Here is a 20,434-nt window from a genome sequence, read left to right as displayed (position 1 = left end):
CATAACTGTAAGCGATCCGATGGACATTGCAACTTCCGATACCGATTCTAACGCGACTGTCCTGTTGGTCGACGACGATCCGACCAATCTGACGGTATTCGGACAGGCGCTGGCACCGTATTACGACGTGCTGGTGGCCAATTCGGGCGAACGGGCCTTGCAACTGATACGGGCCGGCGGATGTCCGGACTTGATTCTGCTCGACGTGATGATGCCGGACATGGACGGCTATCAAGTCATCGAACGCTTGAAGGCCGATCCGGCCACCGCCGCGATACCGGTGATCTTCGTCACGGCGCTCACCTCGGGCAGCGACGAAGAACGCGGCCTGCAATTGGGCGCGGTGGATTACATCAATAAACCCTGTCATTTGTCGATCTTGTTGGCCAGGGTGCGCACTCATCTGGAACTGAAGAAATCCCGGGATTGGTTGCAAAATCAAAACGCGTTTCTGGAGGCCGAAGTACAACGCCGGCAACAGGAAAATCAACACGTGCATCTGCAATTGCTGCAATCGGAAAAAATGGCGGCGATCGGTCAATTGGCGGCCGGCGTGGCTCACGAAATCAATAACCCGATCGGCTTCGTCACGTCCAATCTGAATGCGTTAAACGACTATATCGCCGATCTGTTTGCCGTGCTCGACGCCTGCGACGCGGCGGTGGCGGGCGGTCAAACCGATAGCGACGCATTGGCGCGGGCTCGCGCGCTAAAACAGGCCAAGAATTTGGCTTTTCTACGCAACGACATACCCGAGTTGATCGCCGAATCGCGGGAAGGTTTGGCGCGGGTTAGGCGCATCATCCAGGATTTGAAGGACTTCTCCCACGCGGACGAAAACCTGTGGGAAACGGCCGATTTGCATAAGGGTCTGGATTCGACGCTCAACATCATTTGGAACGAGCTGAAATACCATTGCACCGTCAGCAAACAATACGGCGAAGTGCCGCCCGTCCATTGTCTGCCGTCACAGCTGAACCAAGTATTCATGAATCTGCTGATCAACGCCGGCCAAGCCATCAAGACCACGGGCGAGATCGCGATTCGCACCGGTACGGCCGGCGCCGAAGCGTGGGTGGAGATCGCAGATACCGGCGAAGGCATAGCTCCCGAACATCTCAACCGTCTGTTCGAGCCGTTCTTTACCACCAAGCCGGTCGGAAAGGGGACGGGCTTGGGGCTGTCGGTATCGCAAAACATCATCAAAAAACACGGCGGACGGCTGGAAGTCAGTAGCGAACTCGGGCGGGGATCGACGTTTCGAGTCGTGTTGCCGATCTCCCAAACATAAGAAACCCGGCCGCGCGGGCGCGGCCGGGTCTGCCGTCAGTCGTTGCGTTGGCGTAGATGATCGCAGGATTCGTCCACGCCGTGGCGGTCGATATCGCAGACCGATTCCAGCCACATCGCGTTGATGATCGCAAAAGCGGCGGCGAAGCCGACGCCGAGTATCCAGGCAAAGTACCACATAGTGTGTCTCCGAATTAGTAAAGAGTATGGCTGTCGTTCAGGACGGTTTCCTCGGTCACGCTGCCCCAGATCACTTTGTAAACGAATCGGGTGTACAGCAATACGATCGGCAGGAATACCACGGTGATCCAGAACGCCCACAACAAGGTGGTGTGACTGGAACTGGCGTCCCATAGCGTCAAACTGGAGCCCGGATCGGTGGACGAAATCAGCAAGAACGGAAATAGGCCGAAGCCGACCGTCAGCGCGATGCCGGCGATACCCAAGCTACTGAACCAGAATGCCGCGCCACGCGATTCGCCCTTGCCCAATAGCCAAGCGGCGAATAGACCGATGAAACCGGCCACCGGCGCCAGCCACATCCAAGGGTAGGCCATGAAGTGTTGGAACCAGCCGGCCCCGGCCGCCACCACGGTTTTGCGCAAGGGGTTGGACGGCGCGTCGCCGGCCGCCATTTGCGTGATTTCCGGGCGCTCCAGGCCGAAGAACACCCACAGCGTCGCCGCCAGCAGCGCGGTCAGCAGCAGTGGTCCGAGCAGTTCGACCGCGAGTATCGAACGATGATGTATCGTGCCCTCGCTACGCCATTTCAAGAACAGCGCGCCGTGGAAGGTGGTCAACAACAAGCCGGTAACGCCGCACAGTAGCGCGAACGGGCTCAGCAGGCCCAGGAAGGTGCCGTCGTAAAAGGTGCGCAGGTCTTGGTCCAGATGGAACGGCAGCCCCAGGATCAGATTGCCGACCAGTACGCCCAGCAAGACCGGCGGCAAGGTGCCACCCAGGAACAAACACCAATCCCAAGTGTTACGCCAGGTTGGGTCTTCGATCTTGCTGCGGTAGTCGAAGCCGGCCGGCCGGAAAAACAACGAGAACAACACCAGCAACATGGCCGCGTAAAGGCCGGAGAACAGCGTGGCGTAGACCGCCGGCCAGATCGCGAACACCGCTCCGCCCAGCAGAATCAGCCAAACCTGATTGCCTTCCCAGGTGGCGCCGACCGTGTTGATGATGACGCGGCGCTCGATGTCGTTGCGGCCGATAAAGGGTAACAGCGTGCTGACGCCGAAATCGAAGCCTTCGGTCAGCGCGAAGGCGATGCCGACGACGCCGATGAACAGCCACCAGATGACTCGTATGGTTTCGTAATCGAACATGACTTACTCCTGTGGGTGTGTAGATTGCGCGTTGCGGCCGCGATGGCCGTGGCGCGTGTCGCGCATGCGACCGGCATCGCCGGCGTGTCCGTCATGCTCGCATTTCATGGCTTGTCCGCCGACGGCGTGGCGGGCGTGATCGCTGAGCTGAGCGCCGAAAAAGCGGTGGATCGCGTCGACCAGGGCCGGCTGCTCCGCCGAATATTCGATTTCGGCGCCATTGGGCAACTCGCGGTAATCGAATCGCACCGCGCCTGCCGCGGCCGCTAATTCCGCCAGGCCCGGCATGTCGTCGCCGTGTATTCGCCGCTGTCTGGAAAAGTCGCCGTTGCGGAAGCCGGCGCTGATGTCGGCCAAATGTTGACGAATCAGACTGATTTGCTCGGCGTCGTTGGCGTCCTTGGCAATCACTTGCTGCAGACCGCCGTGTTCGGTCTTTTCGAACACATGCAGGGTTTTGTCCAACGCGAACGGCATGACGTGGCCGCCGCGTTCTGCGACCTGGTCCAAACGGGCCGGACTGGCCGGCGGTTGTGCCTGGCTGGTGCCGGCCGAGACGACGATCGCCAGGGCTAGCAGAGATGGATGGATATGCTTCATTCGATTCTCCTATTTATCGACGATGGCTCACTCAGTGGGCACCGGCCACGGCCGCGCCGCGCTCTAAACAGTACCGGCCGGTGTGCAGACTGCTAGGCCCGAGCCGGACATACTTCAGCATTAGGTACATCTCGATAATCAGCAGTACCGTATAGAACAGCGCGAAACCGGCCAAGCTGAACCAGAGCTGGCCGGCTTCCAGGTTGGACACGCTCAGATGGGTAGGCAACACGCCGGAAATGGTCCAGGGTTGGCGGCCGACTTCGGCGACAAACCAGCCGGTTTCCGCGGCGATCCACGGCAGCGGTATGCACCAAACCGCCATCCGCATCAGCCAGCGTTTTTGATCGGCGACGCGGGTTGCACAGTAATAGAACGCCATCGCGAAGATGAACAGCATCGTAAAGCCGCAGGCGACCATGATCCGGAAGGTCCAGAACAGCGGCGCGACGCGGGGGATGGTATCGTCGGCGGCCTTTTCTATCATCGCCGGCGTGGCGTCCGCGACCTTTTCGGTGTACTTTTTCAACAGCAGGCCGTAACCGAGGTCTGCCTTATGTGCGTCGAATGCCGTTTTGGCGCTCAGGTCGCCGCCCCGCAGTTTCTGCAATTCGGCGTAGGCGATCATGCCGCTCTTGATGCGCTCGGCACTTTCGCCGCGCAAGTCTTTCAGCCCCTTGACGTCCTCGTCGATCGAGCGGGTGGCGATCAAGCCCAGTACGAACGGTATCTTGATCGCATAGTCGGTATGTTGGTTTTCCTGATCCGGGAAACCGAATACGGTAAAGCTGGCCGGGGCGGGGTGGGTGTCCCATTCGGCTTCGATGGCCGCCAGCTTGATTTTTTGGGTTTCGCCCGAGGTATAACCGCTCTCGTCGCCGAGTACGATCACCGACAGGATGGACGCCAAGCCGAAGGCCGAGGCGATCGAAAACGAGCGTCTGGCAAAGCCGATGTCGCGCTTGTTCAGCAAATACCAGGAGCTGATGCCTAGCACGAACATCGAGGCGGTCACGTAGCCGGCCGCGACGGTATGCACGAACTTGACTTGGGCGACCGGGTTGAAGAACACGTCGGCGAAGCTGGTCATTTCCATGCGCAGCGTTTCGTAGTTGAATTCGGCGCCGACCGGAAATTGCATCCAGCCGTTGGCAATCAAAATCCACAGTGCCGACACGTTGGTTCCGATCGCCAGCAGCCAAGTCACGCTCAAATGTTGCACCTTGGACAGTTTATCCCAGCCAAAGAAGAACAGGCCGACGAAGGTCGATTCCAGAAAGAACGCCATCCAGCCTTCGCTAGCCAGCAGCGGTCCGAAGATGTCGCCGACATAGTGCGAGTAATACGACCAGTTGGTGCCGAATTGAAACTCCAGCGTCAGACCGGTCGTCACCCCCATCGCGAAGTTGATGCCGAACAGCTTGCCCCAATAGCGGGTCATGTCTTTATAAACTTCCTTGCCGGTCATCACGTACACCGATTCCATGATGCCGAGAATAAAGGTCATGCCCAGCGTTAGCGGCACGAATAAAAAATGGTACAGCGCGGTTAGACCGAACTGCATGCGGGACAGCATGACTATATCGTCACCGAACATGGTTGGACTCCTTTACGGTTGTGGTGGAAAGCGTTGCCGGCGTCGCGGCGGGTAGGGCCAGTCGGGCGGCGATGTCCGGCGGCCCGGCCGGACGGTCGAGCCAGCGGAACAGTAAAAACCAAAGGCCGATCAAGAACAGCAACTTAATCAGCAGGGCGAAGCCAATCTCCCAACGCAGTAATCCGGCGCGGGGCAAGTCGGGCGGTATGGGTTTGACGTTTTGCATGAGTTTGACTCCGTGGGTCCGTGTGCTTAGTTGTCGTCGGTGGGTTTGCGGATGATCCGGGTGGCGATCGCCAGCATCAGGATGGCGCCGGCAATCATCAAAATGCCGGGTCCCGCCTGGTGGTGGGCTTGAATATCGCCGATTAGCAGTCGGGCAAGCGCGGTGATCGCGATGTAAATCAAGCAACGTACCGGCATCAGATTGGTTTTAAAATAAATGCCGACCATCGCGCCCAGTTCCAGATAAATAAACAACAGCAAGATGTCGCCTATCGTGGCGTGGCCCTGCATCATCATGCCGCCATAGGCCACGACCGCCGACCAGACGATGCTGGCGCCAATCACGAACAGGGCCAGGTAATGGAAGGCTTCGATCAGCAGGTTGCCGATTTGGTCGGCCCTGACCTTGTTGCGTTCGTACCAAAGGTCGAAACGTTGCGGTTGCATGCGGCTTTCCTCAGTGCATTTGGCCGTGCATGGCCGCCGCCGGGTCGGCCGGAGCCGCTTTCAACATTTTCATGCCGCGCATGCCCATCATCACCCCCATCGTGATCAGCAACAGCGCCGACACTTTCAGCAATTGCCGCATCACGCCGGCCGGCAACAGCGTGGCGAACAGGCCGAAGCCCAACAAGGGCGGCAGGGTGCCGAGACCGAACAAGCTCAAAATCGTCGCGCCTTGCAGCGGATCGCCGCTACCTGCCGCCATCACGTACATGGCTTGCAACGGTCCGCAGCCCAGCAACAATCCCGTCAACAGGCCGGTCGCCAACGGGCTGCGCGGCCGCCGGCGTAGCCCCTCGCGGACTTGCCGGTTCAACCCGGCCGGTCCGCGTAAACCAAAATGCCGCAACCAACCGAAGACATTCAGCATTTTCAGCCCGTACAGCACCAAGAACAGACTGGCCGCCAACGCGGCAACGGCGCGCATCGTCGGCGTAATCGCGATCAAGGCGCCCAGCAAGCCGAATCCGGCGCCGATCACGGCATAGGAAGCGGTTTTACTCAAGCCGTACACCAAGTGAGACAGTGCTTGCCGAAATTTACCGCTTGTCGGGTCGGTGTAGCCGACCACGAAGCCGCCGCACATGCCGATACAGTGAAAGCCGGTCAAAAAGCCCAGACCCAACAACAGACCGCGGTCCATGTGCGGTCCGATTTGCCGCATCACGTCCGGCATCAGACTTTTGCCCCAAAACGTCACGCCGCCGACGCCGATCAAGAGCAGCACAAACGCCAACACGCTCCAAACGCGACCGGCTCGGGCGGCCGGCCGCGGATTGGCTTGGTAGCCGCGCGCCGCCAACGCGGCTTGCACGCGGTTTAGATCGATCAAGCGGTTGTCGTAGCTAAATTTGGCTTGGTGCTCCGCATAGCTGACCGCATCGACCTGAACGCCGGGCAGGGCTTGCAAAATATCCGCGATGGCCGCTTCGCAACCGCCGCAATGCATGCCGCCAATGTCGAGTTGTACTGTTTCCACCGACATGATTCGATCCTCCGCTATCTTGGGCGAAGCGCTATTCCACCAGGAAGTCGCGCATCATCCCCATGTCTTCGTGTTCCAGGTTGTGGCAGTGATACATGAACAAGCCCTTGAAATCCTGGAACGGTTTGATCATTTTTATCCGTTCGCCCGGCATGACCAACACGGTGTCTTTCCAGCCGCTATCGATAAAGCCGTCCTTGACCGATGCGTAATCCGCGCTTACGCCGGCCGTGTCGCGCTCGAGAATCTGGAATTGCTGACCGTGCAAATGGATGGGGTGGGCCATCGCCATCATCATGCCCATATTGCCGCCCATGCCGTGCCGCCCCATGCCCATCATCCCGCCGCGACCCATTCCGCCGTGCGTATGAAAAATTTCCAGGGTTTGCAAAGTGTCGACCTGGATGCGTTCGCCGGGCTGGATGTCGTTGAACGCGTAAGGCCTATCGTTCAGCACCATGCGCATCGGGCCCTCCGAGATACCGATCGGGACGGGTTGTCGCGGATTGGCGGTATCGGTCGGCCGATAGCGTTTAATAGTAGACAATTTGTGAGGTAATGCCGGACTGTCGCCGGCCGGTCGTGCTATCCGCACTTGAAAAATCGGGTAATCGCCGCCAACCGGCAGCGCCGAGCCGTGCATGCCGCCCATCATTCGCTCGCCCATTCCGGGCAATACGCCGGAAAAAGAACGGCTGCGCATCGTTAACCGCGTTCCGACTTTACGCCCGCTGAAATCCGCCCAGACGTCGATACGTTCGCCGGGTGCCAGCATCACGTAAGGTTTGTCGATCGGGGTTTCCAGCAAACCACCGTCGCAACCGATGACGGTGACGGGGCTAGCGTCGTCCCAAGCCAGTTTGTAGATGCGCGCCGTTGAGCCGTTGAGGACGCGGAAACGGTAAGCCCGAGCGTCGGCGTCGAGCTGAAAATCGGGGCAACCGTTGACCAGAATTCGGTCGCCGTAGAATCCCATCATTCGGTCGTGCATGTGGCTGGCGTATACCAGTTGGTTTTGCCCGTCGAAGCGGCGGTCTTGGATCACGATCGGAATTTCGTATTCGCCGTCCGGCAGTCCCAGACGGCGTTCTTCGGAGTCATTCACCAGAATGGCGCCGGCCAAGCCTTGGTAGACATGCTTGCCGGTCAAATTGTGGGTGTGCGGATGATACAGGTTCATGCCCGCCCGGTTGCGCATCTCGAATTCGTAAACGTAGGTCTCGCCGGCGGCAATCTCGTAGAGCGGATGGCCGTCCATCTCGGCCGGCACGTGCAGGCCGTGCCAATGGGTGATGGTGGGGCCATGCAGCCGGTTGCGCAGATTGATGCGAATTTTTTGGCCGGTTTCGAAACGCAACAGCGGCCCCAGATAAGAATCCGGCAATTCGGTCAACGTGCCGGCGGGGCCCCTCAGCAGTTTTCCCGTGTACTTTAATACCCGCGTCGGCTGGCCGGGCAATATCGTTTGAGTCGCTTGCTGGCAGATCAAGTCGAGTTCGACGTCCGGGTGAAAGTTGGCCGAAGCCTGACGCGGCGGCGTTTTCGGCATGTCGCCCATGCCTTCCATCGCCCGCGCCAAGCCGGGCATCGCTGCCCAAGCCATCAGACCCGCACCTGCTTGCGCGAAAAAATGCCGACGCGCACGGCTGAACGTTTGAGACATATTCCCCCCCTCGAACCTCGGTTATCGTTATTATCCGCCCGGCGATTCCGGCACGGCGGCCGTCCCTGGGTCGGCGCGAAACGCCGTGGCGTTCGCGGTCGAGCGCTTAGCGTCTCCGCGCTTCGCGATTAATGCGTCAGTGGCCGTTTAGCCGGCGCGCCGGGCGGCCGGCGATGAATTCGTCCGCCAATCAGCAACAAGGTCAGCAAAATGGCGATGCCGGCCAACAAGCGGTTGACATGCGCGCGATCGGCTATCAAGTCCTGCAATTCGCTCCACAGTTCGGCGGTCACGGCGTTGGACAGAACGTACCCGGCCACCAGCAGTACGAACCAGCCGAAACCGCGCCGCAAGGCCGCCGGACTTAAGTAGTTGGACAACCAACCGCCAAGCAAACTGCCGACCACCGCGCCGCCGGTAAAGGTCAAGGTCAACGTCAAATCCAGCTCGGCATGATTGCTGTAACCGGCCAAGCCGGCTACCGCGTTGATGACGATGATCAGCAGCGAGGTGCCGATGGCCGCGGTCATCGGCAAATCCACCAGCAACACCAGCGCGGGCACGATCAAAAAGCCGCCGCCGACACCGACCAAACCGGTCAGGCCGCCGACCAGCAAGCCGTCGAACAACAGGCGCGGGTAGGGCGTATTTAGCGGGCACAGACCGCCTGAAACGACTTCGTCGGGCCGAGGCGGCCGCTTGTTGGCGATCATCGCCAAGGCCGTTACCAATGTCACCAGCCCGAACAAGGCCATCAGCAGGTCGCCGGAGAATTGGCCGGCCAGCCGGCCGCCGCCGAAGGCGCCCAGCATGCCGGCGGTACCGAAGGCCAGCGCGCTCTTCCAGCAAACATGGCCGCGCTGGGCGTGCGGAATCAAGGCCATCAGACTGGAGATGCCGACCACGACGAACGAGGTGGCGATGGCGGTTTTCGGCGCGACGTGCAGCAAGTAAACCAATACCGGCACGGTCAGAATCGAACCGCCGCCGCCCAACAGGCCCAGCAGCAACCCGATCGCAATCGCCAACGCGAAGGCCGTGATCATGGCTTAGGCTCCGGCTTCGGTCATGCCGCAGGATTGGTTGGCCGGTAAAGCTTGGTCGATGAAGCGCGGATAGGCCAGTTTCAGTTCCGCCATGATCGCGATGAATTCCTCGCGGCTACGGCCTTGGCCGATGCGCGGGTTTTTGGCCATCTCCTGCTTGATGGTCGAGACGGTGTTGCCTTGGTAGTCATGCCCCGGATACACCAGCGTGTCCGGGGGCAACGTGAATAGTTGGCCGGTGATGCTGTCGTAGAGTTGGCCGGCGTTGCCTTGTTGAAAGTCGCTCCGGCCGCTGCCGCCGATCAACAACGCATCGCCGGTGAACACCCGGTCGCTCATCACGTAGGATACGCAGCCGGCGGTATGGCCCGGCGTATGGCGGACTTCGAAGTCCAGGTCGCCGATTTGCAGCGGCACGCCGTGGGTGACCAGCAAATCGGCGCACATCGCGCCGGCGTCGCGATGCACGACGCTTTTGCTGCCCAAGGCTTCCCGCAAGCGGCCGGCGCCGGTAATGTGGTCGGCGTGGACGTGGGTTTCCATCGTGTACACCAGTTTCAGGTTCAGACTGGCGAGCAAGTCGATGTAGGCCGGCACTTCCGAGGCGACCGGGTCGATCAGACAGGCGCGGCGGGTACGTTCGCAACCGAGCAAATAGGTATAGGTGGAAGTTTCGGGTTCGAAGAGTTGGCGGAAAAGCATCGTCGTTCTCCAGGTTGGTTGAATCGGGTAGACGTTGTCAATACGTAATCAAGAGCCGTGCCAATAGCTTGCACTGAATTTTCATAGGCTAAGTAATTGATTTCACAGGCTGTCGGTAGGGAGCAAGGCGGAAACGGTTGTTTCATGATGAAACATTGAAACAATACTGATACGCTTGAAACATTTTTGAAACAACCGCTCGAAAGGCCTATGTCGTTTTCATCCGCATTGTTTAAAACTTGGCTTTACCGGGCCGGCGCCGAGCCGCTGGTCGAGGCGCTCAGCGATCTGGCCGACAGCGGTGCGGTATTCATCGTCGATGCCGACAGCCAGATACTGTTCTGGAGCAAGAGCGCCGAAAAGCTGTTCGGCATCGGCGCCGAAACCGCGCTGGGCCAACCCTGTCACACGGTGTTGCATTGCGACGGCGAAGGCGACCCTTGCAATTTGGCGGAACTGCGCATCATCAAGTCGCAGGGATTGAACGTCCACTTGCCCAACGGCGTCACGCTGCCGTGTTATCGAACCGCGCGGGCGTTTTTCGACGGCAACGGGGTGTTCGTCGGGGCGCTGGAAATCGTTCGACCGCAAACCGAAGCCCAGCCGGCCAGTGCCGGCGACCACGACAGTTTCCACGGCATCCTGACCCGCGATCCCTTGATGCGGGAAGCGATCGCCATCATCCGCAACGTTGCCGAAACCGAAGTGACGGTACTGATACGCGGCGAATCGGGAACCGGCAAGGAAATCGTTGCTCACGCGCTGCATTTGGAAAGCCCTCGCCATTTCCAGCCGTTTTTGGCGATTAACTGCGCGGCGCTGACGCCCAGCTTGCTGGAGAGCGAACTGTTCGGCCACGTCAAGGGCGCGTTTACCGGCGCGGTGCGGCATCACATCGGCCTGTTCCAGCGCGCCAACGGCGGCACGCTGTTTTTGGACGAAGTCGCGGAATTGCCGCTCGAATTGCAAGCCAAGCTACTAAGGGTGTTGCAGGAGCGCAATTTCATTCCGGTTGGCGGCGACGCGGCGGTCAGCGTGGACGTGCGCATCATTGCCGCCACCCACCGCTCGCTACGGGAGGAAGTCAAGGCCGGCCGCTTTCGCGAAGATTTGATGTACCGCTTGCGGGTGGTGCCGATTTATCTGCCGCCGTTACGCGATCGCCGCCAGGATATTGGTCTGTTGCTATGGCATTTGATCGAACGCCACAACTTGCAAGGTCGGCGCCGGATCGATGCGATCGCGCCGGAAGCAATGCGCTTGCTGTTGGATTACCCTTGGCCCGGCAACGTCCGGGAATTGCAGAACGTGGTCGAATACGCCTTTGCTGTGGGGCGGGGCAGCGAAATGCGCTTGGAAGAATTGCCGCCGGAGTTCCGCGAACCGTTCGGCACGGCGGCCAAGCTCCCGCTTGCAGGTCAGACCGGGGCGCGTAGCGGCGACGAAGCCGGGTTGATCCGCGAAGCTTTGGCTCAGGGTGGCGGCAACTTGGAGCAAGCCGCCCGCTACGCCGGCATGAGCCGAGCCACCTTCTGGCGCAAGCGGCGCAAATACGGGTTGTAGCGGCGGGCCGGATTGATCGGTTCTTGCCTCAATACTCGCGGTCCGCACGAGACAGCGCTGTCTTGGAACCGGACCGAGGATGTCTCGCGCCCACGGCCGCCAAGCGTTGTCGCGACGGTCTCGCGTTGGCGGCTCGGCGGTGCGGCAATTCAACGCATATCGAAAAATCACGAGGTTTGTTAGATTTCGCACTTTGTAGCGCTTCGGGCAATTCGAAATCCGGGGCCGATAGGAGCATCAACATGAAACATCCGATAAAAGCCGGCTTGCTGGTGGTTGTGCTCGCGCACTTGATCGTCGGCGGCGCGGCCATCCACGCGATGTTCGCCTGGATTTTCGGAGGGCACGACCCTGTCACGGTCACTGCCGCTACTTCTACCGCCGGCCAGCCGCAAGTTTTGGGTGGCGGCGAACCCGCCGGGGCGGTGCTGGCCGCCAGCCAGCCAATACCTGGCAGGTAAGCGTCCTTCGAGCTGGCGGCGGCCGGTTCGACTTTCAGTTTCAGGTCGGACATTAAGCGCCGGAGGAGTGTCCCGCGAGGTTGTTCGCGAAGCCGCCGGTAATCCTCTGCGCTGAGTAGGACCGGTTGCGGCAGCGGTACGGTCATAAAAGACTCAAGCGTTCAGCGACGGGTAGAAAGGCCAGGGCTATTTTTAGGCTTTGCCGGTCTTTGCAAGCAGTGCTAGGCGTTGGCGATCCGCTTAAATCCAAGTCGCTCCGGCACGCGGCGCCGACACCGATGTTTTTAGCGAGGATAAAAATCCGCTCCCGATCCGGCGCCTGTGATAAAACCCCCGCGTTTTTCCGATACGGTTTAGCTATGTCGATGTCCGCTTTCCCTATCCTGTATAGCTTCCGCCGTTGTCCTTACGCGATGCGGGCTCGATTGGCACTGGCGGCCGCCGGCGTCGTTGTCGAGCTGCGCGAAGTCCAATTGCGTCAAAAACCGGCGGCATTGTTGGCGATTTCGCCTAAGGCCACAGTGCCGGTGCTGCTGACCGAAACCGGCGAGGTCGTCGACGAAAGCCTGGACATCATGTTCTGGGCCTTGCGGCGGTCCGATCCCGAAGGTTGGCTGGCCGGCACCGACTCGGCGCGCGCCTTGATCGCGCGCAACGACGGCGAGTTCAAGCACTGGCTGGACCGCTATAAGTATGCCGATCGCTATCCCGAACACAGCCAGACCGATTATCGCCGACACGGCGAGGCGTTTTTGACGGCATTGGACGATCGTCTAAGGGGCTCGGCCTACTTGCGCGGCGACCGGTTCGGTTTGGCCGACGCCGCGATTGCGCCGTTCGTCCGCCAATTCGCGGCGGTCGACCATGCCTGGTTCGAGGCCGCCGCTTATCCGGCGTTGCGGCGCTGGTTGAGCGAGTTTTTGGCGTCGACACGTTTCGCGGGCATTATGCACGGTTACAGCGCCTGGCAGCCGGACGCCGCGCCGGTTTGGTTCGGCGGCTTAATTTAGCGGCTCTGCAATGGGGCTTGAGTCCTTGGAAAGTGTTTCGATAACGTACGGAGATACCTTAAGTTGGAAAGGCCTCGGTTCCGGCCGAAACCTCTCTAAGAGACTTGTAACGATTCAGCAGAGGCTTCTTCCGGCGCGAAAACCGTCGTTTGGTCGTTAGAGCTTTGGCGGGCGCGGCCCTATCGAGTTTTTACTTGACGACTCAATGGGCCTAACGCGCAAATACCCTACTTAGGGAGGGTTTCCGGGACACGGATTTGCGGTTATTGTGTACCCGCTGATGAATGTTGCTAGAGCGGCTGGTCAGCGTAGTCGGATTCGATCAATCGATTGTCCGAGCATTTCCAAGACAAACAGGAGTTATCATGAAACTATTACGTACCTCATTTATGACGGCCGTGCTGTTAGGCGCGGGGCTGAGTGCCGCTGACGCCGCGCAACAACCGAATTATTACGAATGCGTTGGTCGCGGGGCCAGCCTAAGCCTCAGTGTCGGCAGTAAATCGGAAGTCGGCATCCTGCCGGCGACCACCGTGCTCAATCTGGAGCTGGGTAAGAAGAGTTATTCTTACCAGGATACCGATATTTCCGTGGAATCGACCTTAATTGGCGACCTGTGGGAGGTAACTTTGGGCTTTATCCCGGATGTCAGCGTGGATCACGCTTCGTTGGTCATTCCGCAAATCAATCTCGGCAATGCGCCTTACCGCTTCGCGAGCAAGCTGATTTTGACCCACGTACAGACACCATTCACCACCGAACCCCCTGTTGGCGTTGTGAATGCTTCGAAGTACATCGACCTCAACTGCACCGCGTCGGTGTTGTTCTACTAAGCGCTAAAACCCCGCCGGCGGCGTGATCCCAAACCGGCGGGGCCGATTTCGCCATCGGCTAGCTTTGGAGCAGTACAGCGGTTGGCCGATTTGGATGAGGCCGTCGTGGTTTGTGAGCGTTGGCCGGCTCAGTTTCGCCAATCAAAATGAAGCTTCCGCTTGAAATTTATGCCATCGCTCACCATGCTGTGGATGTAGCGCCGCTTGCTGGCGAGATTCTAGTCAGTCGCCCAGCGTGCAAAGCGTAGATTGAGGTTCCCGCGGTCCGTCGCGGGAGCCTCCCCAAGCCGGAGGTCACCATGCAACATTCTCCCAATCCCCATTCAGCCGATGTATTCATCAAACGCCTGATCGCCGTTGGCGCGGTGGCGGCCGGGTTGATCCTGCTGTGGCATTGGCGGCCGGAAACACCGACCGAGCCGGCGCCGGTCAGAACCGTCGCGGCGCGCGGCGATTTGGCCGCCGACGAAAAAAGCACGATAGAACTATTCGAAAAATCCCGCGACTCGGTGGTTTACATCACCACCGCTTCGCTGGTGCGCGACGCCTGGACCCGCAACGTATTCTCGGTGCCCAAGGGCTCCGGTTCCGGTTTTATCTGGGACGAGGCCGGCCACGTGGTCACCAATTTCCACGTGATCGCCGGCGCCAACGAAGCCACGGTCAAACTGGCCGACGGCCGCGACTATAAAGCGGCGCTGGTTGGCGCCAGCCAGGTGCACGACATCGCGGTGTTGAAAATCGGTGTCGGCTTCAAACGGCCGCCGCCGGTACCGGTCGGCACCAGCAACGACCTCAAGGTCGGGCAAAAAGTGTTCGCGATCGGCAACCCGTTCGGTTTGGACTGGACCTTGACCAGCGGCATCGTCTCGGCGCTGGACCGCTCCCTCGGCGGCCAAGACGGCCCGGCGGTCGAGCACTTGATCCAGACCGATGCGGCGATCAATCCCGGCAACTCCGGCGGTCCGCTGCTGGATTCGGCCGGCCGGCTGATCGGCATCAATACCGCCATCTACAGCCCCAGCGGCGCCTCGGCCGGCATCGGTTTCGCGGTGCCGGTCGATACCGTGATGCGGGTAGTGCCGGAATTGATCAAACAGGGCAAATACATTCGTCCGGCGCTGGGTATCGAGATCGACCAGCAAATGAACGAGCGCCTGGCCGAATTGACCGGTATCGCCGGCGTCGCGGTGTTACGGGTGCAACCCGGCTCGGCGGCCGCTAAAGCCGGTTTGCAGGGTATAGAAGTCACGCCGGACGGAGTCGTGCCCGGCGACGTCATCGTCGCGATCGACGGCAAGGACGTCGATTCCCTGTCCAAATTGTTCGCCCGTTTGGACGATCGGCAAGTCGGCGACGTCGTCAAAGTGCGGCTGGTCAACAACGGCCGGACGCGCGAAGTCGAAGTGACCTTGCAACCGGGGAACTGATGCCTACCCCCCAACCAGGCGCGCGAGGCCCCCGTGCCCGGTTGCCAGCTAGCTCGCCATTTGGCGACCGGCTGGTAAGCTGACAAGACGAACCACTCGTGTGACCAACCATGACCGCAAGCAAATCGCCCAGACTCAATCCGCGCAAACTGCTGCTCAGCAAATGGACCGCCGTGGCGCCTCGGCGTAAAGAAAAACACTTCATCGTCAGCGAAGTGCTGTGGCCGGACGACCCGGCGGCGCCATTGGAATTCATTGAATTGGAAGCCGTGCATAGCCGGCGCAGGCAACGGCTGCCGTGGCGGGCTTTGCTGGATACGGACACGTGGCGGCAGGGCTGGCATTGAGGGGCCGTCGATGAATGAGGTGGCGAGGTTTTCCGACCAAGCCAATCGGTCCGCCCCTTCGGCTCCGCTCCCTTCGACTCCGCTCAGGGAACGGGCCTGTTTTAAGCCGCGCGGAATTGGTTGTTATGTGACCGTTTCCTAACGCTCATGACACAATTTGTCACCCCGGATAATGAAAAAAGATGGGCGTGGGAGCGGCTTCAGTCGCGATTGAGAGCGTTCCGTCGCCGTTATGTCCGCACTTTGTCCAACGACTTTCAGAGTAACAGGCGCCGTCCGATCCCTGACAATGCTGTTAAGTTAAGCCGTACGTGGTTGACTGCATGGATGCGAGAAGTAGAGCAACGCAGGAGCAGTTGCCGAGAGCTTGTCGAACCATCGGGCCATGAACGGCTTAACTATTCGCCCTTCGACAGGCTCAGGACGAACGGTCAATCCTTAACTTAACGACATTGCCCCCGAGCGGAGCGACCCGGTCCCAAAATCGAGCCACAAGGTTCCTTGGCGGAGCCAAGAGTAGAACCACCCGGTCCCTGAGCGGAGTCGAAGGGAACGTCTCCCATCCAAACGCCGAATCGATACAATGCCTCCCACGCCAAACCAACCGGCATCGACTTGGATTTTTGACCAGCCAAAGGAAAACTCGAATGACCCGCTCGATCGCGAAACCGGCCAATCCGCAGGGGAAGGGGAGCGTCGCCGTGCTGGACAGCTTGCAGCAGGCCCGGAACCAATTGGTCGCCCCGGCCAAAAGCCTGCGGCAAATCAGCAGCGACTTGTTTACCTCGTTGTTCGTGTTAAACAGCCACATTCGTTTCAAACCGACCGCCAAGCAAACCTATTGGCTGTATCTGAAAGACGGCGAATATCGGCTGTCGTTGATCGCGCCGGCGCAATGGCCGCCGGATCGATCCGGCCGCTTCATTGGCGCCTGCGAGCTGCAAGCCGATTTGACCTGGACCCTGGAACTGTCCGCCGATTGCGCCAACGACCGAGCCTTCCTGCAAACAATAGCCGAACGCCGCCGGCAACTGGAACAGGCACTGCAACAGGCCGAAAAAATCGAAGACGCTTTGCCGGTCTACGTCGAAACGCTGTCGTATTACGCCAGGGGGCTGGCCTCGGCGTTGGCGTATTCGTTGAAGCAATCGATGCAAAAATCCGGCATTTTGGGTTTGAGCTTTCGGCAAGCCGAAAAGCAGCGGCGGCTGACTCAAACCGAATAGCGCAGCCTTGTCGCGCCGATCACGTGGGCCTTGCCGGAAATTTAAACTCAGTCAGGCACAAGCCCAACAACATACCGGTAAACAGACGACGGGATAAAAAAACGGGGGACGTTGCCGTTTGAACAGTCGCGCGGCCGTGTTTGAACCGCAACGATCTGCTCGCGACAGGCAACGCCGTCGTTTGCATGTGCAAGGTTCTTATCCGAACCGTCGGCGTTGCCATCTAAACACCCACGCTTCTCCGCCGAACAGGCAGACCTGCCTGTTGAACACGCAGTCATGCCTGATGCACAAGCAACGTCGATGGTTTAACACGCAAGCTTTCATGTTCACCACGCAAGCGTCGCCGATCAAGACGCGCGGGCCGCTGTTCATCGGACACGCGCCGCTGTTCGACGGAAACGGCCGACTGTCCATCGGCGACATCTCGGTGTTCGCATAAAATCGCCGCGTGTTCATCGGCGGGCGCCCGGTGATTATTCGCGGAACGCGTGTGTTAAACACTGGTTGGCCGGTTTTCGAATCAGACGCTTGCCTGTTAACCAAGCATCGCTCGCTGTTCGCGTTGGAATGCCGGCTGTTTAGCGGCGATGCCTGCGTGTCCGGCATGAAGCATTGACCCTGCGATGGAGAAGCGCGGAGTGTTATCCGAGCCGATTGGGGTTTTGTTAGTGGTTACCGCACGCTAGCCGGAAGGCTTGGATATTTTGGGGTTCGCCCCCTGTTACTGCTTTTGCAAACTTCGCGGTCGATCGGTTACGATCTGGGAGGCTTTGCTTCGTTCTTTTTGTAGATAGTATTGGCTCTGCGAAGGGAAAATGTCATTACCTATCGAGTGTTATTCGGCTATAAAGCCAAGCTGTATCGTATATTTGGAATATATTTGGTAATTCGGATGCCTAGCGAGAGAGCAACGCGAAACGACTTGATTGATACCCAGCTCGCCCTTGCCGGTTGGTCCAAGCAGCGAAAAATGCTGGTTGAAGAATTCTTAATGCAAGTCGCCACGCCAGACCAGCCCTATGGCAAAGACCAATTCGCCGATTACGTCTTGCTTGGCTCCGACGGTAAGCCGTTAGCAGTTGTCGAAGCCAAGCGCTCATCACGTGACGAACTGGCCGGGAAACGTCAAGCGGCGGACTATGCCGAAGCCATTAAAGCCAAAACTGGTGTTGATCCGTTTGTGTTCTTGACCAACGGTAAGGAAATCCAGTTTTGGGATCGAGACCGCTACCCGCCACGTAAGATCGCCGGCTTTTACACCCGCGATGATCTGGAACGTCTAAGGCACCAAAAGCAATACGCGCTGCCGGTGAGTGAAGTGACTATCAATGCCGAGATTGCCGGCCGCGATTATCAAAACGAAGCGATCCGCCGAGTGACCGAAGGCATCGATGCCGCCAAACGTAAATTTTTGTTGGTGATGGCAACCGGTACCGGTAAAACCCGCTCCACCATTGCCTTGGTCGATACCCTGCTACGGGCCAAGCGTGTGCAAAAAGTGCTGTTTCTGGCGGATCGTCGAGAATTGGTCCGTCAGGCCATGTCCGAATTCAAAACCCATCTGCCCAACGAAAGTTTGAGCCGAATTGAAGGCGGTGCGACATCCGGCGCGCGTATTCAATTCGCCACTTATCCCAGCATGATGCAGGTTTACCATCGCCTGTCGGTGGGTTGTTACGATCTTATCGTCGCCGACGAAAGCCATCGATCCATCTATCAACGCTATAAGGCCATTTTCGATCATTTTGATGCTATCCAGCTGGGGCTGACCGCCACGCCGACCGATTACATCGACCACAACACCTTCGAACTGTTCGACTGCGGTGACGGCCTGCCGTCCTATTACTACAGCTACGAACAAGCGGTTGCCGATAAAAATCTGGTCAATTACCGGGTATTGGATGCGCAGACCAATTTTCAGCTCCAGGGTATTCAGGGCGATGCGCTGCCCGAGCCGCTGCAACAAATGGCCCGCGACCAAGGCGTTGAGCTCGACGAACTCAACTTCGACGGCAGCGACATTGAAAAAGGCGTCATCAACCAAGGCACCAACGACGCCATCGTCCGCGAATTCATGGACAAATGCCGAAAAGATGCGCGCGGCTTGCCGCATAAAACCATCGTCTTCGCCGTCAGCCATGCCCACGCCAAACGCCTGTACGAGAGCTTCAACCGCCTCTATCCGGAGCTACAACGCCAGGGTATGGCGGAGATCATCGACAGCCACATGGAACGCGCCGATGCCACGCTGGACGATTTCAAATACAAAACCATGCCACGTGTTGCCATCTCGGTGGACATGCTCGATACCGGCGTCGACGTGCCGGCCATCCAAAATCTGGTGTTCGCCAAACCGGTATTCAGCCGGGTCAAATTTTGGCAGATGATCGGACGCGGTACCCGGCTCTACATCGACAAAGCCACCGGCCAGGCTAAAAAAGACTTTCTGATCATCGACCATTGGAAAAATTTCGCCTATTTCAAACTCAAGCCGGACGGTGAATTGGACCATCCCAGCGAACCGTTGCCGGTACGTTTATTCCGCCTGCGTTTGGAAAAATGGAGTACCTTGCACGCCCAACAGTTCGATACCCAGTCTGCCATTGATGAACTGCAAGCCATGCTGGCTGCATTACCCCGGCAAAGCATCAACGTGCGGCCGCATTGGGACGAATTGGACCAACTACTCGCGCAGTGGCCGCAACCCGTTCATACAGCCATCGAGCATCTGAGCAAAACCATCGCTCCACTGCTGCGCTTGGCACCGCTATCCGGGCTCGACGAACTGCAATTTCGCGGTTGGTGCGAGCGGCTAACCGTGGCCTGGTTAAAATCGGATGAAGCCGAACAGCTCACTGTAAAGCAGCGTATTCAAGAAGCCATTGCCAGCTTGGCCGACAATATTCCGGAAGTCCGCAAAGTGCAGGAACAACGGGCTTGGGCTGCGACCGCCGGCTTTTGGGATCATTTGGATTTGGCGCGCCTGGATAGTTTGCAAGCGACTTTCGCACCATTGATGCGTTACCGCACGGCCGCGCCCAAAAACACCGTGGAAATCAACCTGCCGGATGCCATCAGCCAACGCAGCTGGATCATTTACGGCCCCAGCGGCGAAGGTGCCTTCGCCGAAAGCTACCGCGAGCAAGTCGAAGCCTGGGTCAAACGTCTGGCTGACGAACTCCCGGCTTTGGACAAACTAAAAAGCGGCGAAAACCTCAGCGACGACGAACTCGACAGCATCGCCGCCACCCTGAATCAAGCCGATCTATTCGTCACCGAAGACACCCTGCGCAAAGCCTTTGAAAACCAAAGCGCCGCGTTGCCGGATTTCCTGCGCCACATTCTGTGCGAAGATGCCCGCTTGCCGGACCGGGAACAGCGCATCAATCAAGCTTTCGACGCCTATATTGCCCAGCACGGCTACTTACGCGCCAACCAGCTTAACTATTTGCGCGCGGTCAAAGCCGCCGTATTACGCCACGGCCGGATCAGCCGATCCGCATTGAGCGAACCGCCGTTATCCCGCGTCGGCCGGGTGGAAGCCCTGTTTCCGCCGCAAGACATCGAAGAACTCGTCGCTTTCGCCAACCAATGGGTTGACGATGCGGCTTAACC

General features: G+C 59.0%; 20 protein-coding genes. 10 read left to right on the top strand and 10 right to left on the bottom strand.

All coding sequences use genetic code 11. The features are described 5' to 3' along the window. Positions 1 to 19: 19 nt before the first annotated feature. The gene (locus ACQE3E_RS19485; RefSeq protein ID WP_071156108.1) at positions 20 to 1,291 is read left to right on the top strand and encodes an ATP-binding protein; all 1,272 of its coding nucleotides are present in this window, start codon (positions 20 to 22) and stop codon (positions 1,289 to 1,291) included. A 35-nt stretch (positions 1,292 to 1,326) separates the two neighbouring features. On the opposite strand, the gene cydX is transcribed toward ACQE3E_RS19485, so the two are convergent. The 10 genes from cydX to ACQE3E_RS19435 all read right to left on the bottom strand — a co-directional run bounded on the left by cydX (position 1,327) and on the right by ACQE3E_RS19435 (position 9,946). Continuing rightward, the gene (cydX, locus tag ACQE3E_RS19480; protein WP_064024721.1) at positions 1,327 to 1,470 is read right to left on the bottom strand and encodes a cytochrome bd-I oxidase subunit CydX; all 144 of its coding nucleotides are present in this window, start codon (positions 1,468 to 1,470) and stop codon (positions 1,327 to 1,329) included. A gap of 14 nt (positions 1,471 to 1,484) precedes the next feature. Further along, entirely contained in the window at positions 1,485 to 2,624 is a 1,140-nt protein-coding gene (gene cydB / locus ACQE3E_RS19475) for a cytochrome d ubiquinol oxidase subunit II (RefSeq protein WP_426992424.1), read from the bottom strand. 3 nt (positions 2,625 to 2,627) lie between these two features. Beyond that, positions 2,628 to 3,224 carry an aspartate carbamoyltransferase gene (locus tag ACQE3E_RS19470; RefSeq protein WP_427500970.1) on the bottom strand — a complete coding sequence of 199 codons (597 nt, stop codon included), beginning with the start codon at positions 3,222 to 3,224 and terminating at the stop codon, positions 2,628 to 2,630. Between the two features lie 31 nt (positions 3,225 to 3,255). After that, positions 3,256 to 4,821, bottom strand: coding sequence for a cytochrome ubiquinol oxidase subunit I (locus ACQE3E_RS19465; protein ID WP_064024715.1), 1,566 nt, complete (start codon positions 4,819 to 4,821; stop codon positions 3,256 to 3,258). After that, positions 4,811 to 5,047, bottom strand: coding sequence for a hypothetical protein (locus tag ACQE3E_RS19460; protein ID WP_071156100.1), 237 nt, complete (start codon positions 5,045 to 5,047; stop codon positions 4,811 to 4,813). The genes ACQE3E_RS19465 and ACQE3E_RS19460 overlap by 11 nt, the downstream gene beginning before the upstream one ends. A 26-nt stretch (positions 5,048 to 5,073) precedes the next feature. After that, complete coding sequence (locus tag ACQE3E_RS19455; RefSeq protein ID WP_064024711.1) at positions 5,074 to 5,493, bottom strand: phosphate-starvation-inducible protein PsiE; 420 nt, start codon at positions 5,491 to 5,493, stop codon at positions 5,074 to 5,076. A 10-nt stretch (positions 5,494 to 5,503) separates the two neighbouring features. Beyond that, positions 5,504 to 6,535, bottom strand: coding sequence for a sulfite exporter TauE/SafE family protein (locus ACQE3E_RS19450; RefSeq protein ID WP_427500969.1), 1,032 nt, complete (start codon positions 6,533 to 6,535; stop codon positions 5,504 to 5,506). 31 nt (positions 6,536 to 6,566) lie between these two features. Further along, positions 6,567 to 8,198 carry a multicopper oxidase family protein gene (locus ACQE3E_RS19445; protein WP_313730628.1) on the bottom strand — a complete coding sequence of 544 codons (1,632 nt, stop codon included), beginning with the start codon at positions 8,196 to 8,198 and terminating at the stop codon, positions 6,567 to 6,569. A 128-nt stretch (positions 8,199 to 8,326) separates the two neighbouring features. Continuing rightward, the gene (locus ACQE3E_RS19440) at positions 8,327 to 9,244 is read right to left on the bottom strand and encodes a sulfite exporter TauE/SafE family protein (RefSeq protein ID WP_427500968.1); all 918 of its coding nucleotides are present in this window, start codon (positions 9,242 to 9,244) and stop codon (positions 8,327 to 8,329) included. 3 nt (positions 9,245 to 9,247) lie between these two features. Then, positions 9,248 to 9,946: an MBL fold metallo-hydrolase gene (locus tag ACQE3E_RS19435; protein ID WP_427500967.1), complete on the bottom strand. Its 699-nt coding sequence runs from the start codon at positions 9,944 to 9,946 to the stop codon at positions 9,248 to 9,250. 210 nt (positions 9,947 to 10,156) lie between these two features. Between ACQE3E_RS19435 and ACQE3E_RS19430 the strand changes: the two genes are divergently transcribed. The 9 genes from ACQE3E_RS19430 to ACQE3E_RS19390 all read left to right on the top strand — a co-directional run bounded on the left by ACQE3E_RS19430 (position 10,157) and on the right by ACQE3E_RS19390 (position 20,432). Next, positions 10,157 to 11,509, top strand: coding sequence for a sigma-54 interaction domain-containing protein (locus ACQE3E_RS19430; protein WP_313730630.1), 1,353 nt, complete (start codon positions 10,157 to 10,159; stop codon positions 11,507 to 11,509). 242 nt (positions 11,510 to 11,751) lie between these two features. Further along, entirely contained in the window at positions 11,752 to 11,970 is a 219-nt protein-coding gene (locus ACQE3E_RS19425) for a hypothetical protein (RefSeq protein WP_427500966.1), read from the top strand. Between the two features lie 365 nt (positions 11,971 to 12,335). Next, positions 12,336 to 12,980, top strand: coding sequence for a glutathione S-transferase (locus ACQE3E_RS19420; RefSeq protein WP_427500965.1), 645 nt, complete (start codon positions 12,336 to 12,338; stop codon positions 12,978 to 12,980). Between the two features lie 365 nt (positions 12,981 to 13,345). Then, entirely contained in the window at positions 13,346 to 13,813 is a 468-nt protein-coding gene (locus ACQE3E_RS19415; protein WP_157197715.1) for a hypothetical protein, read from the top strand. Between the two features lie 299 nt (positions 13,814 to 14,112). Then, on the top strand, positions 14,113 to 15,243 hold the full coding sequence (locus ACQE3E_RS19410; protein WP_427500964.1) for a S1C family serine protease: 1,131 nt from the start codon (positions 14,113 to 14,115) through the stop codon (positions 15,241 to 15,243). A 110-nt stretch (positions 15,244 to 15,353) separates the two neighbouring features. Then, entirely contained in the window at positions 15,354 to 15,590 is a 237-nt protein-coding gene (locus ACQE3E_RS19405; RefSeq protein WP_426992443.1) for a TIGR02450 family Trp-rich protein, read from the top strand. A gap of 647 nt (positions 15,591 to 16,237) precedes the next feature. Continuing rightward, entirely contained in the window at positions 16,238 to 16,816 is a 579-nt protein-coding gene (locus tag ACQE3E_RS19400) for a DUF2452 domain-containing protein (protein ID WP_427500963.1), read from the top strand. Between the two features lie 493 nt (positions 16,817 to 17,309). After that, positions 17,310 to 17,435 carry a hypothetical protein gene (locus tag ACQE3E_RS19395; protein WP_427500962.1) on the top strand — a complete coding sequence of 42 codons (126 nt, stop codon included), beginning with the start codon at positions 17,310 to 17,312 and terminating at the stop codon, positions 17,433 to 17,435. Positions 17,436 to 17,789: 354 nt separating this feature from the next. After that, positions 17,790 to 20,432, top strand: coding sequence for a DEAD/DEAH box helicase family protein (locus ACQE3E_RS19390; RefSeq protein WP_427500961.1), 2,643 nt, complete (start codon positions 17,790 to 17,792; stop codon positions 20,430 to 20,432). The last annotated feature ends 2 nt before the right edge of the window (positions 20,433 to 20,434 follow it).

Source organism: Methylomonas sp. MED-D (assembly GCF_050276835.1).
GTDB lineage: Bacteria > Pseudomonadota > Gammaproteobacteria > Methylococcales > Methylomonadaceae > Methylomonas > Methylomonas koyamae_A.
Note: the sequence above shows the minus strand (reverse complement) of the source record. Positions and strands in the feature narration are given on the sequence as shown.

Excerpts from the sequence above, each read along its gene's own strand:
- ACQE3E_RS19485 (WP_071156108.1), top strand. The coding sequence starts at position 20 with ATGGACATTGCAACTTCCGATACCGATTCTAACGCGACTGTCCTGTTG.
- cydX (WP_064024721.1), bottom strand. The coding sequence starts at position 1,470 with ATGTGGTACTTTGCCTGGATACTCGGCGTCGGCTTCGCCGCCGCTTTT.
- cydB (WP_426992424.1), bottom strand. The coding sequence starts at position 2,624 with ATGTTCGATTACGAAACCATACGAGTCATCTGGTGGCTGTTCATCGGC.
- ACQE3E_RS19470 (WP_427500970.1), bottom strand. The coding sequence starts at position 3,224 with ATGAAGCATATCCATCCATCTCTGCTAGCCCTGGCGATCGTCGTCTCG.
- ACQE3E_RS19465 (WP_064024715.1), bottom strand. The coding sequence starts at position 4,821 with ATGTTCGGTGACGATATAGTCATGCTGTCCCGCATGCAGTTCGGTCTA.
- ACQE3E_RS19460 (WP_071156100.1), bottom strand. The coding sequence starts at position 5,047 with ATGCAAAACGTCAAACCCATACCGCCCGACTTGCCCCGCGCCGGATTA.
- ACQE3E_RS19455 (WP_064024711.1), bottom strand. The coding sequence starts at position 5,493 with ATGCAACCGCAACGTTTCGACCTTTGGTACGAACGCAACAAGGTCAGG.
- ACQE3E_RS19450 (WP_427500969.1), bottom strand. The coding sequence starts at position 6,535 with ATGTCGGTGGAAACAGTACAACTCGACATTGGCGGCATGCATTGCGGC.
- ACQE3E_RS19445 (WP_313730628.1), bottom strand. The coding sequence starts at position 8,198 with ATGTCTCAAACGTTCAGCCGTGCGCGTCGGCATTTTTTCGCGCAAGCA.
- ACQE3E_RS19440 (WP_427500968.1), bottom strand. The coding sequence starts at position 9,244 with ATGATCACGGCCTTCGCGTTGGCGATTGCGATCGGGTTGCTGCTGGGC.
- ACQE3E_RS19435 (WP_427500967.1), bottom strand. The coding sequence starts at position 9,946 with ATGCTTTTCCGCCAACTCTTCGAACCCGAAACTTCCACCTATACCTAT.
- ACQE3E_RS19430 (WP_313730630.1), top strand. The coding sequence starts at position 10,157 with ATGTCGTTTTCATCCGCATTGTTTAAAACTTGGCTTTACCGGGCCGGC.
- ACQE3E_RS19425 (WP_427500966.1), top strand. The coding sequence starts at position 11,752 with ATGAAACATCCGATAAAAGCCGGCTTGCTGGTGGTTGTGCTCGCGCAC.
- ACQE3E_RS19420 (WP_427500965.1), top strand. The coding sequence starts at position 12,336 with ATGTCCGCTTTCCCTATCCTGTATAGCTTCCGCCGTTGTCCTTACGCG.
- ACQE3E_RS19415 (WP_157197715.1), top strand. The coding sequence starts at position 13,346 with ATGAAACTATTACGTACCTCATTTATGACGGCCGTGCTGTTAGGCGCG.
- ACQE3E_RS19410 (WP_427500964.1), top strand. The coding sequence starts at position 14,113 with ATGCAACATTCTCCCAATCCCCATTCAGCCGATGTATTCATCAAACGC.
- ACQE3E_RS19405 (WP_426992443.1), top strand. The coding sequence starts at position 15,354 with ATGACCGCAAGCAAATCGCCCAGACTCAATCCGCGCAAACTGCTGCTC.
- ACQE3E_RS19400 (WP_427500963.1), top strand. The coding sequence starts at position 16,238 with ATGACCCGCTCGATCGCGAAACCGGCCAATCCGCAGGGGAAGGGGAGC.
- ACQE3E_RS19390 (WP_427500961.1), top strand. The coding sequence starts at position 17,790 with ATGCTGGTTGAAGAATTCTTAATGCAAGTCGCCACGCCAGACCAGCCC.